This is a genomic window from Nesterenkonia alba DSM 19423, from assembly GCF_000421745.1.
Classification (GTDB): domain Bacteria; phylum Actinomycetota; class Actinomycetes; order Actinomycetales; family Micrococcaceae; genus Nesterenkonia; species Nesterenkonia alba.
Genome location: NZ_ATXP01000011.1, coordinates 27,863 through 44,888, shown reverse-complemented (window position 1 = coordinate 44,888; position 17,026 = coordinate 27,863). Strand labels below are relative to the sequence as shown.

The 17,026-nt window shown below is 66.2% G+C and carries 9 protein-coding genes; 6 read left to right on the top strand and 3 right to left on the bottom strand.

What is annotated here, in order from left to right; translation table 11 throughout:
* The first annotated feature begins 19 nt into the window (after nucleotides 1–19).
* From H578_RS16695 to H578_RS15665, 3 genes are all read left to right on the top strand, one after another.
* The gene (locus H578_RS16695) at nucleotides 20–4,156 is read left to right on the top strand and encodes a fibronectin type III domain-containing protein (protein ID WP_156837278.1); all 4,137 of its coding nucleotides are present in this window, start codon (nucleotides 20–22) and stop codon (nucleotides 4,154–4,156) included.
* Between the two features lie 156 nt (nucleotides 4,157–4,312).
* Complete coding sequence (locus tag H578_RS0108940) at nucleotides 4,313–9,148, top strand: IPT/TIG domain-containing protein (protein WP_022873348.1); 4,836 nt, start codon at nucleotides 4,313–4,315, stop codon at nucleotides 9,146–9,148.
* Nucleotides 9,145–9,489 (top strand): helix-turn-helix domain-containing protein, encoded by a 345-nt coding sequence (locus H578_RS15665; protein ID WP_084710129.1) that lies wholly within the window; start codon nucleotides 9,145–9,147, stop codon nucleotides 9,487–9,489. Before H578_RS0108940 ends, H578_RS15665 begins: the two co-directional genes overlap by 4 nt.
* Before the next feature lie 12 nt (nucleotides 9,490–9,501).
* Here the strand turns inward: H578_RS15665 and H578_RS14365 are convergent, their stop codons facing one another.
* Nucleotides 9,502–10,440: an HhH-GPD family protein gene (locus H578_RS14365; protein WP_022873346.1), complete on the bottom strand. Its 939-nt coding sequence runs from the start codon at nucleotides 10,438–10,440 to the stop codon at nucleotides 9,502–9,504.
* 66 nt (nucleotides 10,441–10,506) lie between these two features.
* On the opposite strand from H578_RS14365, the gene radA reads away from it, so the two are divergent.
* Nucleotides 10,507–11,877 carry a DNA repair protein RadA gene (gene radA, locus H578_RS0108925; protein ID WP_022873345.1) on the top strand — a complete coding sequence of 457 codons (1,371 nt, stop codon included), beginning with the start codon at nucleotides 10,507–10,509 and terminating at the stop codon, nucleotides 11,875–11,877.
* A gap of 21 nt (nucleotides 11,878–11,898) precedes the next feature.
* On the opposite strand, the gene H578_RS0108920 is transcribed toward radA, so the two are convergent.
* Nucleotides 11,899–13,059 carry an FUSC family protein gene (locus H578_RS0108920; RefSeq protein ID WP_022873344.1) on the bottom strand — a complete coding sequence of 387 codons (1,161 nt, stop codon included), beginning with the start codon at nucleotides 13,057–13,059 and terminating at the stop codon, nucleotides 11,899–11,901.
* Entirely contained in the window at nucleotides 13,052–14,020 is a 969-nt protein-coding gene (locus tag H578_RS15660) for a phosphatase PAP2 family protein (protein WP_169558515.1), read from the bottom strand. Before H578_RS15660 ends, H578_RS0108920 begins: the two co-directional genes overlap by 8 nt.
* 19 nt (nucleotides 14,021–14,039) lie before the next feature.
* Between H578_RS15660 and H578_RS0108910 the strand changes: the two genes are divergently transcribed.
* Nucleotides 14,040–15,086 carry an o-succinylbenzoate synthase gene (locus H578_RS0108910; RefSeq protein WP_033420516.1) on the top strand — a complete coding sequence of 349 codons (1,047 nt, stop codon included), beginning with the start codon at nucleotides 14,040–14,042 and terminating at the stop codon, nucleotides 15,084–15,086.
* A gap of 10 nt (nucleotides 15,087–15,096) precedes the next feature.
* Nucleotides 15,097–16,989, top strand: coding sequence for a 2-succinyl-5-enolpyruvyl-6-hydroxy-3-cyclohexene-1-carboxylic-acid synthase (gene menD, locus H578_RS0108905; RefSeq protein ID WP_022873341.1), 1,893 nt, complete (start codon nucleotides 15,097–15,099; stop codon nucleotides 16,987–16,989).
* The last annotated feature ends 37 nt before the right edge of the window (nucleotides 16,990–17,026 follow it).

The window sequence follows — 17,026 nt, the reverse complement described above, 5'->3', positions numbered from 1 at the left end:
CTGAAGAGGAGACACACTCGTGTCTGAGACATCACGATATCGCCGGGGCCGATCAGGCGCCTGCGCTGCCGCAGCCTCTCTGGGCTTGAGCATGCTCATTGCTCCGTTCCCTGCTACTGCTGCGGGGGCCGAAGAGGAAACCGGCAGTGCGACCACCACACCGGTCAGCGCCGAACTGCACACGCTGCTCGCTGACGGTGACGCCGGAGGCCTGCTCTTAAATGCCGCCTTCGGCGGCGAGCTGCCCTATGGGATGACCCACTACGGCACCTTCGGTCTGGAGGGGATCGACTCTCCCACCGAGAACGACACTGTGGATCAGTCGCTGCCGGCCGGGGCCGTGCCCGGTGAGACCTTCCGCTACCGGGATGACTCTCCGCGGGACACCCCCGAGGGCATCACTATCAGCGGTGGCCAGGAGTCCATAACCCGCACCGGGGAGTCCATCACCGCTGAGTCCACGGTGCAGGACTTCACCATCCTGGTGGATGAACTCAGCGAAGAGGCCGCGGGTCTGCTCAATGTCGACACGGCTGTGAGCATCGGGGAAGTGTCCACCGCCGTCGACGCCGCTGACGGTGAAGTCTCCACAGAGACCACAGTGGAGGATCTGGTGATCCTGGGGGACACTGTGGAACTCACCGGCGGGGCCCTCGAAGAACCGGTCACCCGCACCACGGAATTCCAGACGGACAACGTCGTGGAACTGCTCCCGGGCCTGGGTGTCGATCAGGACGACGTCGACACATACGCTCCGCTCATCGACCGCGCTGAGGTCGACGCCGCGTTGACGGTGACTGTCTCTCCCGGTGAGAACGGCGGAGTCGAGGTGCTGCTCGATGTCTTCATCGACGTCGAACTGGACACCATCGGTGGCGCCATGGGGTACGCCTACCTTGAGGTGGACCAACCGTACCTGGAGGCTTCTGTGGCTCAGGTCTCCGCTGTTGCGCCTGCCGGGAGTGGTGAACAACCCGGTGACGAGGACGCCGACCTCCCCCTTGACGGCTTGGTCTCCCCGCTGCGGGTCGACATCAACCGGATCGAAGGTTACGGCGAGGCCCGCGGCGGTGCCATGGCCGGACTGGTCAACGCTGAGCTCGGCGACGGTGCCCGTCTCATCCGCGACGGCGAATTCCACCTGCCCACACTGGATGCTCCCGCCGAACCCGGAGTGGAGACATACCAGCGTGACGCCGGCAGCGCCCGCCACAACGGGGTGCGCTTCGGTGAGGTGAACTCCCAGATCGAGCGGACGGAAGAGGGCGTGCTAACTGCTGAGCACCACCTCGAGTCGCTGGTGGTGGACCACTACACCTTCGACGACGACGGCATGATCGGTCATCTGCTCGGAGACCCCGAGTTGGAACTCATCCGCATGACCACCAACGAGACCTCCGCAGCGGCAGGCACCGACGGTCTCGACGCCGGCGTGGAGATTGAGACGCTCGAACTGATGGGCGAGACCGTGAACCTGGTGGATGGTCGGCTCGAGGAGCCGGTGCAGCGTGAACTCAGCAACGAGCTTACCGATATCGACGAGATCCTCCAGGCCGCCAGTGTGACCGACGACATCGCCGACTACATCGACGACCCGAGTAACCTCTCCGGTTCGATGACCGGTACGGTCGACGTCATCGCCTCCACCCCGGTCAGTGCCGAGGACGACCTCGCCCAGGCCGCCATCGAATTCGAGATCGGTGTTGAGGTCGAGATCGAACTGCGCCTCTCCGGAGCCGATGCCATGCTGCTGGAAGAAGCTGACATGAGCACCGAGGGCCGGCAGGTGCTCTCTACGGTCACCGTGGGGCTGGCCGCCGCCGCCCAGAACGAGGCCGAACTACCGGCCCCCGGTGAGAGCCAGGACCCGGAGGAACCCGGAACCCCGGACCCCGACCCGGGTGAAGAGGCCCCGGAAGACTTCACCGGGTTGCCCAGTGAGACCCCGGACCGGGTCATCCTCACCACCACGGAGGATCCCGCCACATCCCAGTTCATCACCTGGCGCACCGCACCTGAGATCGCCAACGGTGTTGTTCAGTTGCGCTCCGGGGACACCGTCGAAGAGATCGAAGCCACGACCGGGGAGATCTTCACCGCGCACAGCTACGAGGAAGGCGACTACGACAGCCGCTCCCACAGCGCCACCCTGGAGGGTCTGAGCCCGAACACGACCTACGAATACCGGGTGGGTGACGGCGGTGAGAACTTCAGTGGCTGGTACAGCTTCACCACCGCCAGCGACTCCCACGACGCTTTCGAATTCCTGTGGCTCGGTGACGTCCAGAACGACATCACCGAACACGGTGGACCCAATGTGCGCCGCGCCATTGAAGGTTCCCCGAACGCGGAACTGGTGCTGCACGCCGGCGACCAGATCAACTACGCCGATAACGATTACGAATGGGCCGAGTGGTTCGGCATCGACGAGGACTTCTACGCCGAGATGAATCACGTCATCACCGCCGGTAACCACGAATACCACGCGGCGTTCCTGGGTCCCATCTGGCGGGAGAGCTACACCCAGCCGGGTAATGGTCCGCAGCCTTATGACGACGTCGACGAGTGCACCTACATGTATCAGGAGCACATGTCCGACCTGATGAAGGACACCGTGTTCTACACCGACTATCAAGGTGTGCGGTTCATCGTGCTTAACTCCAACACTGTCGAAGGCTGGCGCGAAATGCTCCCGGCCAACGACGTCGTCGAACAGTACGGCTGCGCCGACAGCAACCTCAACGCTGTGGAGATCTGGCTGGACTTCCAGGCCCGCTGGGTGGAGGACATCGTCGCTGAGGCCCCCGGTGAATGGACCGCGGCGCTGTTCCACCACCCGGTGTACTCCATGTCCTCCGGACGGGACAATGAGCACATCCGCGCCTCCTGGGCGACTGCCTTCGAGAACGCCGGAGTGGACCTCGTCCTGCAGGGTCACGACCACACCTACGGTCGCGGCTACTCCATCAACCACGAGATCGACCAGTCCACCGGCCTCAACGACGGTCCCAACTACGTGGTCTCCGTGGTCGGACCCAAGTACTACACCCTCGGCTCCGCCGAGACCTGGGAGAACTGGGGCGCCCGCCGGATGCAGGCGCTGCAGGACACCTCCGTTTATCAGCGGGTGAACGTGGACGGCAACACCCTGGTCCACGAAACCTACGACGTCGACCACAACCTCGTGGACTCGTTCGTTATGTGCTCCAGTGGTAACGGTGAAAAGTACGCAGCCAACACGGCTGAGGCGCTGCCGGCGGACTGCACCACCGAAGATGGCGGCGAGGAGGACCCCAGCGAGGAGCCCACACCGGACCCGACAGGGGAACCGACTGAAGACCCGACCGGTGACCCAAGTGAGGATCCCACCCCGGATCCCACCGAGGACCCCACAGGGGAACCGACAGAGGACCCGACCGGTGATCCGAGCGAGGATCCCACCGGTGACCCCACCGCGTCACCGACCTCAGATCCCACCGACGATCCGACCCAGGATCCAACGGGTGACCCCACCAGCGATCCGACAACGGACCCGACCGATTCACCGAGCACTCCGGCAGGGTTCAACCCCTCCACTGAGGACCTGGACGAGGAGCTTGAGGACCTCATCGAGATGCTCGGCTCCGGTGAGATCACCCCGGGCGGTGAAGCCACCGTGGTGGTCGGTGAAGAATTCGCCGATCAGGAGGCCACCGGTGTGCTCTTCTCCGACCCAGTCATCCTCGGCACCGAAACAGTGACCTCTGAGGGAACGGTGACCTACTCCGTGCCCTCGGACGTACCTGCCGGTGACCACCGTCTGGCGGTCTACGACACCGACGGGGAGATCATCGGCTGGACCGCGGTTTCTGTGGTCGCCACCGATGATGAGGACCCGGACGCCACCACCGATCCCACCGGAGAGCCCACTGAGGAGCCGACGGGTACGTCCACCGAGGAGCCCACCGAGGACGGGACCGGGCCGGCGGATGAACCAGATACCACCGAGGACGAGGAAACCCCCTCCGCGGATGGTTCCTCACAGAAGGACGGTGGACTGGCCGTCACTGGTGCGCAGGGAGTCTGGGTCTCCCTGGCAGCGCTGACGATCCTGCTAGTCGGCGGATTACTGGTGGTCCTCAGCCGCCGTCGCCGCCACGCTGCGCACCGTCACTGAGGCGCAGACGCCCCTGGTGTGAGCCGGTGACATCACCGGCTCACACCACCTAGCTGGGAGGCCCGGGACGGTCCCCACAGACCACACCCGTCCCGGGCCTCCCTTCCCCATGAGACCTGATCTTGACCCTCTTTCTGGTTCGCTGAAGGACATTCCATGAGACTCGCCCTGGCCGAGAGATCGCTGAACCGTAGCAAGAAGATCACCGGTGGTGCGCTGGCTGTGATGATGCTGGCCGCCGTGTTTTTCACCGATCTTCACCCCTCACCGACACCTGCTCCCGCCTCGGCGGTTCAGGGCGGTCAGATGCACACCCAACCGGTGGTCGGCGAGCTCACCCCGATCACCGCCCACGGCAGCCTCGGTGGCCAACTCAGCGGATTGCTTGATTTCCCCGAACCCCTCGGTGACTACGGTGACTACTCCCTGGGCGGATTGACCGCACCCTCCGGAGACCACACCGGCAACGGTGAAGTGCACCAGGATCTGCCCGCAGGCGACGTCGAGGGTGTCCTCTTAGACGGTGAAGACCGCAGTCCCAAGGACGAACCGGGGCGCGGGATGAGCATCAGTGGAGGCTCCGACCGCATTGAGCGCACCCCCGCCGGACTTTTCCAGAGCACTGAAGTCCTGGACTTCGCCTTGGATGTCGACGAACTGAATTCTCGAGTGGGGGCAGTGCTCGGGCAGGACGAGGTGCTGCGGGCCGAGGCCATCCGCACTGAGACCACAGCCAGTGTCACCGGGGACATCGACATTGAGACCCGGGTCGAAGGGCTGGAAGTCTTTGGCGAACAGATCCAGCTCGACCAAGGGCGCCTCCCGGAGCCGGTGAGCCGCACCCACCAGGTGCACAGCACCAATGTCCGGGACGTCATGCGCAGCCTGGGGGTACGGGAATCCGACATTAGCGACTACAGCTCCCTGGTGCGGCGGGGTAGCCTCGAGGCCGACTTCACGATGACAGTGGCCACACCGGCCTCAGGTGGCTTGAGCATCCAGGCCGAAATGCGTCTGGATGCCGAAGTCCGGCTTCAGCTGAGCCTGGGCAGCGGCGATGTGTGGGCTGATGACCAGGTGCTCGACGTCGTCGTCGCCGGTGTGCAGAACGTGGCAGCCCCCGAGCCGATGGAACTTCACGACTTGGCGCTCTCTGCTGAGGAGGCAGAGCCCGGGGATGAGGTCACCATCACCGGTCTTGGGATGGCTCAGGGGCTGACCGATGTGAGCCTGGGTGGCACTCAGGTGCAGGCGGAGACGTCCTCAGACGGCACCAGCACCACATTCACTGTCCCTGACGGTGTCCCCGGCGGTACTTACACCGTCACCGTGGCCAGTGCCGGAGACACCCGCAGTGCAGGTGCCCTGCGGGTGACCGGAGCCGAGACCGTCCCCGTGCGAGTGACCGGACTCGAGCCCAGTCAGGCGTTCCCCGATTCCGAAGTACGCGTCAGCGGTCAGGGTTTCCGGGCGAATGAGACCACTGTGGTGGTCACTGACGCCGATGACGAGACCTTCACGATCCCCTGGTACCAGGTCGATGTCGACGGCACGGGGCAGAATCTCACGTTCCGGCTACCGGCAGGGACTGCTAGTGGGGCTGCCACAGTCTCTGTGCGCATCGCAGACCAGTCGGACAGCAGTCAGCTGCAGGTGACCCCCTTCAGTGACCCTGGGCTGGCACCGCACAACGAAGACATGGAGCTGCTGGGACGGGTGCTGAACGACTATTCCATCGGCATCACCGAGCGTAACGACAGTTCGAACACGCTCACCCGGTGGAATTTTCCCCGGCTCCTCGACGGCTGGAACAACGAAGGTATCGGCCCGAGTGGCACTACGCGCAACGCCGTCTATCTCGCGGACCGACAGTATCCCGATCTTGACGCCGGCGGATACGGCTCAGATTTCATCAACGCGGCCGGGAATGTCCGGGTCGAACTGGACCGTGAGTACGACGCGCATATCGGCCGGGGGATGAGCAGGGACCGGATCGAGATCGAGCTGGACCCCTACTGGCAGGCGCTCTTCGGCTCAGACCCCATCGTGACGGTGGATTCCTATGAGATCGAAGCCCGCGCGAATGCGGACGGCACGACCTCGGAGGAGACCACGATCTCCGCCATGCAGGCGCTGGGACAGACTGTGCAGCTGCAGAACGGACGAATCGCCCAGCCCCAGGAGTTTCACCTCCGGGTCACACGCGATCAGATCAACAACGGTCACCTGTGGAACGGGGTGATCTGGGCCGATCAACAATCCGGTTACTCCACGATGGAAGGTGCCGATACGAACTACGCAGACCTATGGGTGACGGTCGAACCGGGCCGGAACAACGTCTCTGAGGGGGCCGTCGAAGCCAGTGCGTTCCGTGTGAGCGCAGATCTGCAGTTGCGCTACCGGGGCGACAGGAACAGCGTGACGGTGCGTCAGGGCTCCGGTGGCAGTGAGTCCGGCGAGCGGGTGACCTTCTTCGAAGCAGAGTACGGCTACCTCAATATCCTCGCCCCGGAGCAGCAGGCGCCGGTCATCACCGACATCTCCCATACCGAACGCTCCGGAGGCGAACGAGTCCGGCTCACCGGGCGGGGCTTCACCGAGGACAGCACTGTGCTCTTCGGCGACCGTCGACTGACACCGGTCGAGCGGGTAAGCAACGGAACGGAACTGGTGTTTGTGGTGCCGGAAGGGGCCGAAACCGGGGTACCGCACGACGTCGCCGTCGAAACGAGGAACGGGACCACCGAACCTTCCCGCAGCGTGACGGTCTATGGAACGCCGGTTGTAGTGGAGGATCCGGAATCGCAGACGGTGAGTACCTCTTTGCCGGTTGAATTCACCGCTCGCGGGTACGGGCATCCAGAGGCCTCGGTCCAGTGGCAGCAACGCCTGGAGGGGGGCCAGTGGGAAGACCTCGAGGACGAAACCGCCGAGCGGCTCGTGGTGGAACCACAGCGTGAACTCAACGGCACCCAGTACCGTGCCGTCTTCAGCAACTCCCGGGGATCAACATCCACTGAGCCGGCAACGTTGCACTACGAGTTCCGTCCCGAATTCACCACCCACCCGGAAGACGCCACGTTAGGTGAGGGTGAGACCCTGCAGCTGAGTACCGCAGTGGAGGCTCAGCCGGAGGCCGAGATCACCTGGGAAGTCAACCGGGGTGGCAATTGGCAGAGCATCGAGGACGCTGCGGGGGAGAACCTCGAATACGAGGTCACATGGGAAGACCACGGTGCCCAGTTCCGTGCCGTGGCCGAAAACTCCCACGGCAGCCGACACTCGGACACCGCAAATGTGGCGGTCACGTACGCGCCACAGATCACACGTCAACCCCAAGACGTCGTCACCGAGGCCGGCTTCCCCGTCCTGCTCTCGGTGAGCGGGCGAGGCAATCCTGTTCCCCAGGTGCAGTGGCAACACGTCAACGGCGAGGAGTGGGAAGATCTCGACGGCGAAACCGCCACCGAACTGACGATCACGCCCAGCAGGGAAGACAACGGTACGCAGTACCGTGCCGTACTGACCAATGACGAAGGTCGTGTCTTGAGTGAACCGGCCGCGGTGGTCGTGGAATACGCCCCGGAGTTCCTCCGCCACCCCGAAGACGCTGAGGTCGCAGAAGGCGAGACCGCCGAGTTCGACGTGGAGATTCGCTCCGAACCAGACGCCGAGATCCGCTGGGAGATCCTGCGCGATGAGGAGTGGGTCGTCGTCGAGAACGTCGAGGGTACTCACCTCAGCGTGGAAGCGACCCGCCAGGAGCACGGGGCGCAGTTCCGAGCAGTGGCCGAAAACGACCTCGGCGAGGTGGCTTCTGACCCGGCACGGCTGACCGTTGAGGTCCCTGCCGAGGAAGAACCAGAGCCCACCGAGGAGCCCACGCCCACCGAGGAGCCGGCCCCCACTGAGGAGCCCGTGCCCACGGAACAACCCAGCACGGAGCCGACGCAGGACCCCACCACCGAACCAATACCGGAACCGAGCGAGGAGCCGACCTCTGACCCGACCAGCGGCCCCAGTGAGGAACCGAGCCAGAGCCCCACGGATGGGCCCACCACAGACCCCGGGCAGACACCGACCGCTGAACCGACTGAGACCGAACAGCCCTCGGAACAGCCGTCTGACGAGGTCACAGAAACCGCTTCACCCACTGTCGAACCGACTGAGGAACCGACAGAGCTCGACCCCACTGGCTCCGCGCCCAGCGATCCGGGTGAGCCTACTGAGGAGCCCACAGAGAGTGCCACCGCCGAGCCCACAGACAGCTCGTCGCCACGGGAGGAACCGACCAGCACTCCTACGGCCTTGACCCCCGAGGAGCTGGAGGAGATTCCCGGCGATCGCTTTGCCGTGGACCTTGATGGACGCACAGTGACCGTGGAATTGGGGGACCAGCATGCTGAGCAATGGGTTGCGGCCTTCGCCCATTCCGAGCCGGTGTTCCTTGGATGGCACTTCACAGACAGTGAAGGGACATTCACCGTAGACATCCCCGACACGCTCCCGGCGGGCGAACACCGGCTGGCGGTGCTCAGTGCAGACAGCGAACCCATCGGCTGGGCGAGCATGACCCTGGTGGAGGAGAACGGCACACCACCATTCACCACGGAACCCACCACCGAGCCGAGCCCGGAGACCACGACGGAACCCACTGAGGGTGGTGATCCGACGTCGGAGCCCTCCAGAGCACCCACCCAGTCAGTGGAGACTCCCACGGCTGAAGCCACGCAGACGGAGTCCTCCGCACCCTCCGCCTCGCAATCTCCCACCTCGACACCTTCCACCTCGACACCGCCACAGAGCGCCGGTACCACGGAGCGGCCGATGGCCGAAGACGAAGATCCACACACTGAGGGATTGGCCGCGACCGGAGCTCCGCCTGCTGGCTGGTTACTGCTGAGCCTGATAGCACTTGGCGCCGGAGGGCTCGCTCTGCTGGGAGGCCACCGTGCATCCCGCGGACACCGGGCCCACGGGGGTGCTCGATGAGGCAGCGGCCAGAGCGCACCATGGAGCAGTTGGGCGGCCACATCAAGACGTGGCGGATCGTGTTGGAACTTTCGCAGAAGTCACTGGCCGACCAAGCGGGGGTCTCCGTGCCGGCACTGCGTCGGCTCGAATCCGGAGAACCGGGCGTGAAGCTGGACACGCTTCTTCGGGTGGTCCGCACACTGCATCTGGATAAGAACCTGCTGAACTCAGTAGACCCCGCCCTGCACGTTCTGGGGCGTTCCCATGTGAATGCTACCGATATCCCTCCCGAAGAGGACATCCCCGACATGGAGGTCACACACCACAGTGTGCGCCCTCAGGATCCCTGTCTGTCCTAGCTCCTCAGCCGGTCAGAAGATGCCCGGCAACGCGATGGACTGGCCTTGCCGTTCGGCCAGTCCATCCGCCAGCAGCGACTCCAGACAGCGGCGGCGTTGCTCAGTGGAGGCATGCGGCAGCGGTAGTGCCTCCAACAGGGTGTGCTCATCTACCGGTCGCTGTGTGGCGGCGGCCTCCCGCAGGGCCGCCATGATCGCGCCGCGGACCTGACGGTCGGTTCCATGCCACGGCTGGCCGCGCGGTCTCTCATCCTGGCTCGGAGCAGGGGAGCCGGAGGCCACCCACGTACACATCTCACGCACCGGGCAGCGGTCACAGGCCGGGCTCTTCGCGGTACACACCAGCGACCCCAACTCCATCGCCGCAATGTTCCAGGTACAGGCGAGTCCGCCGTCGTCGAGCTCTGGATCCGGGAACACATCGTGGGCCAGCCGGCGCTGCGCCGCAGTGTAGGTCTTCCCCGCCGTCGGTGCGCCGGTGAAGACCCGCACCAGGACCCGGCGCACATTGGTATCCACCACGACCTCCGGCTGCTGATACGCGAAGCAGGCCACCGCTGCGGCGGTGTACTCACCCACCCCCGGCAAAGCGCGCAGCTGGTCACTGGTGGCGGGGACCTCTCCACCGTGTTCGGTGACCATCGCCTGGGCGGCCTGCTGTAGTCGGAGGGCACGGCGCGGATACCCCAGCCGGTCCCACACGGTGAGGATCTCAGCGGTGGGAGCAGCGGCACAGTCCGCCGGGGTCGGCCAGCGATGCAGCCACTCTTCCCACCGGGGCAGAACACGCGCCACAGGTGTCTGCTGCAACATCACCTCAGAGACGAACACGCCCCACGGCGAGCAGTCCTCCCGCCGCCACGGCAAATCCCGTTGGAAGCTGTGATACCACTCGATGATGCGTTCATGAACCGGCTCGGAATCCGGCATCATCACAGCGGGGGCGGGCATCACACCAAGTCTAGTGCGCTTGTGGGGGCGCCGATTGATGTCCCGGACCGCCGCTAGTCTGGGCACGTGGCAAAGAGGAAGAGCACCCCCGGTTTCGAGTGCACCGAATGCGGCTGGCAGACCGTCAAATGGGTTGGCCGCTGCCCGGAGTGCCAAGCGTGGGGGACGATCGAGGAGAAGGGCGGGCAGGTGACCGCTCGCACCCCCGCGGCGAAAACCGTGACCGCTCCAGCGGCCGCCATCGCCGATGTGGATGCCTCCACCGCCGAATTCCGCCCCACCGGGGTGCCTGAGCTGGACCGGGTACTCGGTGGGGGATTAGTGCCCGGGGCGGTGATCCTGCTCGCCGGAGAACCAGGAGTCGGCAAATCCACCCTGCTATTGCAGGCCGCTGCCGCCGTCGCCGCAGCACATCCGGACCAGCCGGTGCTCTACCTGACCGGGGAAGAATCCGCCGCGCAGGTGCGTAAACGCGCCGAACGCATCGATGCCATCACCGAGGGGCTCTACCTGGCCGCCGAAACCGACCTCTCCCAGGCGCTGGGGCAGATCGAAGCCACCGGCCCGCAGTTGACTGTGATGGACTCGGTTCAGACCCTGGCCTCGGCGGAGGTCGACGGCGCCGCCGGAGGGGTCACCCAGATCCGGGAAGTTACCGCGGCGATGATCGAAGCCGCCAAACGCCGCAATATGACCACTATCCTGGTTGGCCACGTCACCAAGGAAGGCGCGATTGCCGGGCCACGGATGCTTGAGCACCTCGTCGACGTCGTCTGCCAGTTCGAAGGGGAACGCCACTCGCGGCTGCGGATGCTGCGTGCGGTGAAGAACCGGTATGGTCCCACCGACGACGTCGGCTGCTTCGATTTAAGCGAAACCGGCCTGGAATCATTGGCCGACCCCAGTGGACTGTTCGTCTCGGCGATGACCGAACGGGTCCCCGGCACCTGCATCACCATCACCCTGGAAGGTCACCGCCCACTGACCGCGGAGGTGCAGGCGCTGGTGGCCGAATCCACCGCCTCCCAGCCCCGCCGTGCGGTCTCCGGGCTGGACTCCCCGCGGGTCTCCATGCTGCTGGCGGTCCTGCAGCGTCGGGCGAAACTCGCCGCCCTGATGAAATCCGAAGCCTACGTGGCCACAGTGGGCGGGGTGCGGATCACCGAACCGGCCGCCGACCTCGCTGTGGCCCTGGCCATCACCTCAGCAGTACTGGAGCGAGCCCTGCCCAACCGGTTCCTGGCCTTCGGTGAAGTGGGCTTAGCCTCCGAGGTGCGGCCGGTCTCCGGGCTGCAGCGCCGCCTGGCCGAGGCCCAGCGGCTCGGCTTCACCCATGCGCTGGTCCCACCCGGGGGAGCAGAGTCAGCCCCGGAAGGCATCACAGTCAAGGAGATTGGCTCCCTACCGGAGGCGCTCAGCCTGCTCTTCGAGGGGTGAGAGCCACATGAGGCTGCGGCTTTACAGCACGGGCAAATGCTCATCCGCCTCATCGTGCGGCATTCCGGTGGCCTCCAAGAGGTCCACCACCATCGTGCGCAGCAGCAGCACCTCGGTCTCCCCCTCCAGTGCCTCAATCCCCAGGTGCTTCGGATGCAGCTTCGCTGCCACTGCGGCCAGGGCATCCTGGGCTGCCTGCATTCCCCGCTCGAAACCCGGCCCGGGCTCCACCACCGCCCGGGAGATCAACACCGAACCATCGGCCAGTTCCTCTAACACTGTGGCCAATGACTCCATCCCCGCATCAGAGAGCGCGGCGTGGTCGATCACACTGATCGCCCGGCGCGTGACCACTCGCAGACTGCGCACCGCCAGGTCGAGTTTGTCCGCGGCGTGTTCGATCCGGCGCATGTAGGGCCGGTGCCGCCGATGTGCCGGCGAGTAACGGGTGAGCTCCCGTGCGGCAGTGATTGCCTTGGCGACGTCGTCGATCTTCGGTTGGATGCCCCGAGAGCGGATGAGCGCATGCCAGGCCTCCCGGGAATCCGAGGACCGTAGGGCCGTGGCCGTCTCCCGCAGCGCCCGGGACAGCTCATCGGAGACCGCCTTGAGTTCCCGGACCGGTTCCGAACGGGGGTCCTTGGGGGTCAGCAGAGCGATGAGCAGAGCCGTCACCCCACCGATCACCGCATCCACGCTGCGGGTGAAAGGACCCAGCGGGGAATCCACTGGGGCGGGCAGCATCACCACCAGCAGCGCTTGTAAGCCCATCTGCATGGCCAGCACCGGGCCCGAATCCAAGAACCGGGCCAGCATCACCGAGATGAACACCACCCCCAGGGCCACCAGGGCCCCGGAGCCGAAGGCGTGCACCAGCAGATCCCCGATGAGCACCCCGAGGGTGCAGCCCACCGCGACCTCCAGGACTTTGCGGATCCGCGGTTCCCGCGTGAACCCCATGGCCAGCAGAGCTGCCACCGCGGCGAAGATCGGAGCATCATGGCCCAGCAGCTGCTCGGCGGCCACATAAGCCCCCACCCCGGCCAGGGTCATCTGCAGGGCCGGTACCACTGAGCGTCGCGCCCGGGCACCCCCGGCCCGTACCCGGCGGGACAGAAATCGGGTGGCAGAACGCAGCAGGTGCCGCCCGTACGCGCTCAGGCCCGCAGTGTGCTCAGACACGGTACAAGTGGCGGAAGTTCTGCGGGATCGGGTAGGCGATCCGCTCCGCCTGCGGGCTGGGCAGCTCCACTCCGCGCTGACGGCGCCCCACCTCGGCGGCAAACATATTGATCCCCGCACCGGAGACTACAAACGCCGGGCCCGTGCACAACAGCAGTCCAGCGATCAGGTGCCAGGCACTGGGGTTCTGCGGGGCCTCGGCCACCGCACTCCACCCCCCGGCGAAGAGAAAGCACAGCCCGGCCGCCACTGTCAGCACAATCCCGGTGAACCACGCCAGCACCGCAGCGGGAGCGGTGATCGGCTCGTTCTCCACGAACACGGTGTTATCCGCCGGGGCGGCGCGCATGACCAGCCAGCCGGCCGCCAGCGCCCACACCGCCACCACCAGATATGCGGCGACGACGTCGGAGGGCCGGTGCCACGTCTCCGTGAAGGTGTACATCCCCACCGCCGAGGCGTAGCAGGCGGCGAACAGGGCAGCCAGTGGTCGGCGACGCGGACTGCACACTAAAAACACCGCCACCGCCGCGGAGGCGGCAAACGTGGTGTGCCCACTAGGCAGGGAATTGCCCGCCCAGTACGGCACTCCGTTATCCAGGTCGGGGCGGTGCAGCCACTGGGCTTTCAGCAGCTGGGTGGATAGATTCGCCGCGATGACCATCCCCACCGCGATCAGTGCGGGCACCCAACGCTGCCGGGCCAACACGATGGTCAGAAACAACACTGCCGGGATCGCCACTGCCAACGGTTGCAACCACCACGGGTCCAGACCGATCTCAGACAGCGGCCGGATCCGGGCATCAGCGGCCGAAAGCATGGCGTACTCCAACCACTGCCCGGAGTGAGACCGCACAAAGTACTCGTAGACCACGATGAACGCGGCACAGCAGCCCAGCAGCCACACCACCCACAGGCCGGTGCGCCGGGCAGGCGGACGCAACGTGCTCCTAGCCGACATGCAGCTTAGTATCGCATCCATGCTGCCCGCTCTCGAAGCCCTGCAAGAGACCGCTGTGGTCGTCGCCTTACCGATGCGCACCCGGTTCCGTGGGCAGACCCGCCGAGAAGCCATGCTCTTCCGCGGCCCCGCCGGTTGGGGGGAATTCGCGCCCTTTAGCGAGTACGGGCCCCAAGAGTCCGCGCGCTGGCTCGCCGCAGGCATCGAAGCCGCCTGGAACGGACTGGGCCGACCCCGGCGGGAGACCATCCCGGTCAACGCCATCATGCCCGCAGTCCCGGCCGCCGAGGTTGCTGAGGTACTCACCCGCTCCGGGGATCCGTCCGCCATCCCCGCGGTGAAGATCAAAGTGGCCGAACCCGGGCAAAGCCACGACGACGACGTCGCCCGCCTCAAGGAAGTCCGCCGACTCGCCCCGGGTGCCGGGATCCGAGTCGACGCCAACGCCGCCTGGAGCATCCCCCAGGCAGTGCGCGCGCTAGCAGAGTTCGCCGAGATCGCAGGGGACCGTTTCGAATACGCCGAACAACCCGTTCAGGGGGTCGAAGCCCTCACCGAGCTGCGTGAGGCACTGGCCCGGGACGGAACACCGGTCCCCCTAGCAGCCGATGAGGCCGTGCGTAAAACCTCAGACCCCCTGCGGGTGGTACGCCTCGGCGCCGCCGATCTGCTCATCGTCAAAGTCCCCCCGCTGGGCGGAGTCACCGCGGCCATGGAGCTCGTCGCCGCCGCAGGCCTGCCCGCGGTGGTCTCCTCCGCCCTGGACACCTCCGTTGGTCTGGCCGCTGGGGTGGCCCTGGCCGCCCGGCTGCCTGAGCTGCCCTACGCCTGCGGCCTGGGCACCGGGACCCTGCTGGCCGGTGATGTCACCGCAGCGCCGCTCATCCCTGACAAGGGAGCGCTACAGGTGCCTGTGGCACGGCAGGCCGACGGCGACGTCGTCGTCACTCCTTCGGCACCCGAGCCGCACCTGCTTGCCACCCACCGGGTGACCGGGGAGCGGGAGAGGTGGTGGCGGCAGCGCTTGCAGGAGGCCCACCGGATCCTGCAGACCAGCGGTGCGTAGGATGTCAACTATGAGGTCGCGCCGGGGGTTCCGTGAGTTCGACGACTCCCACGACGCCGAATCCCTCCGCTTGGCGCGGCGGGTCATCCGGGGGCTGAGCATCCGGATGCGGCAGGTGGTCCTGGCCCCCGGGTCACGTTCGGCCCCACTGGCCTACGCTCTGGCCGAGGCCGAACAGCTCGGAGCGATCACCTTGTACGTGCGCATCGACGAACGTTCCGCAGCGTTCACCGCACTGGGACTGGCCATGCAGACCGGGGAGCCCGCTGCGGTGGTCACCACCTCCGGCACCGCCGCAGGAAACCTCACCCCCGCGATCATGGAAGCCGATATGGCCGGGGTGCCGCTGGTGGCGATCACCGCCGACCGGCCCGAACCCCTCCACGGCACCGGCGCCAACCAGACCACCTGGCAGCAAGGCATGTTTTCCGGGCGGGTGCGGGACGAACTGCACCTGGAGCAGGGTCAGGTCCGGCTGGAGCCGGAGTCCCGTGACGACATCCTCGCCGCTGAGACCCAGACCGCCCTGCTGTTGGCCGCAGCGACCCGTTCGACCCCGAAGAGCGCACCCGGCCCGGTGCACCTCAATATCGGTTTCGCCGACCCCCTGGTGCCGGCCGAAGCCCCCGATGTGCACCGTTCGGCCCAGCGGTGGGCACGCCGGGGGATCCTCGGCGAACAGGACCGTGCCCGCCTCTACGCCGCTGCCCGGGGCACCACACCGGCTGAACACTTACGCGCAGGCGAGCTCAGTTCCGGGGAACTCCGCGCCGGGGAACTCAGTGAGGACCTTGTCGCGGCGCCGGCGGGGGAGAACGGTGCAGAAGAACTACGACGACGCCGCACCCTCTTCGTTTTCGGGGACCGGGCTCCGGCTGAGGCCATCGACGCTGCCCGCAGCCTGGGCCATCCCATGCTCGCTGAACCCACCTCCGGGGCTCGCTGGAGCGACCTGGGAGCCGTGCAGGCCTACCGCCTGTTGCTCCAAGCCCCCGCTGAGACTACGGCCGGTCAGCTCGCCGCCGGGGTGGAACGGGTGGTCGTGGCCGGCCGGCCTACTCTCACTCGCCCGGTGCAGCGACTCATCGCCCGAGCCGATGTCCAGACAGTGCAGTACGCCCCGGTTGCTGAAGCCTGGTGGACTCCAGGCCGGCTGCCCCGGCGGCTCCTCACCACACCGGAGGAGCTTGAGGACTTTGCCGGCACTGCGGAGACCGCCTGGGCTCGGCAGTGGGAGGAACTCGGCTTGGCAGCACAACGGGCAGTGGACTCCGTCTTGCAGGCGGAGGCCTCCCTCAGCTCGGTCCGGGCCGCGCAGTTCGTTGCCGAGACAGTCCGCACCCCCCTGCTGCTGGGCTCATCCTCGGTGATCCGCGACGTCGACCTCACCGCGGTGTTGACCCGGGCGCAGACCTCCGAGTGGCGCAGCATCCGAGCCTTGCGCGGGTTGGCGGGGATTGACGGGAACCTCTCGGCGGCCTCAGGGATGGCGCTGGCCGCCGGTCAGCGGGTCACCGCCCTGGTGGGGGACCTGACCCTGCTCCACGACGCCAATGCGCTGCTGGTACCGACCACCGAAAGCCCTGTCTCTGTTGACGTGGTGGTCATCAACGACGGTGGTGGGGCGATCTTCGACCAGCTTGAACACGGGGATGTGGGTCGGCGTCCCGGGCAGGCGGAGATTGTCGAACGGCTCTTCGGTACCCCGCAGGCGGTTGACGTCGAAGCGCTCGCTGACGCGTACCACGTCGATTACCGGGCTGCAGAGACTCTTGAGGAGCTTGCCGACGGGCTGGCCCATCCCGATGATCGGATCGGGGTGCGGCTCATCGAAGTCCGGACCGAACGCAGTGAACTGCGCCAGTTGCATGCTCGGATCCTGCAGGCAGCCGCTGAACTCTAAGCCAGGGAAGAGTCCGGATTGCTGAGTCAGGTCCGCC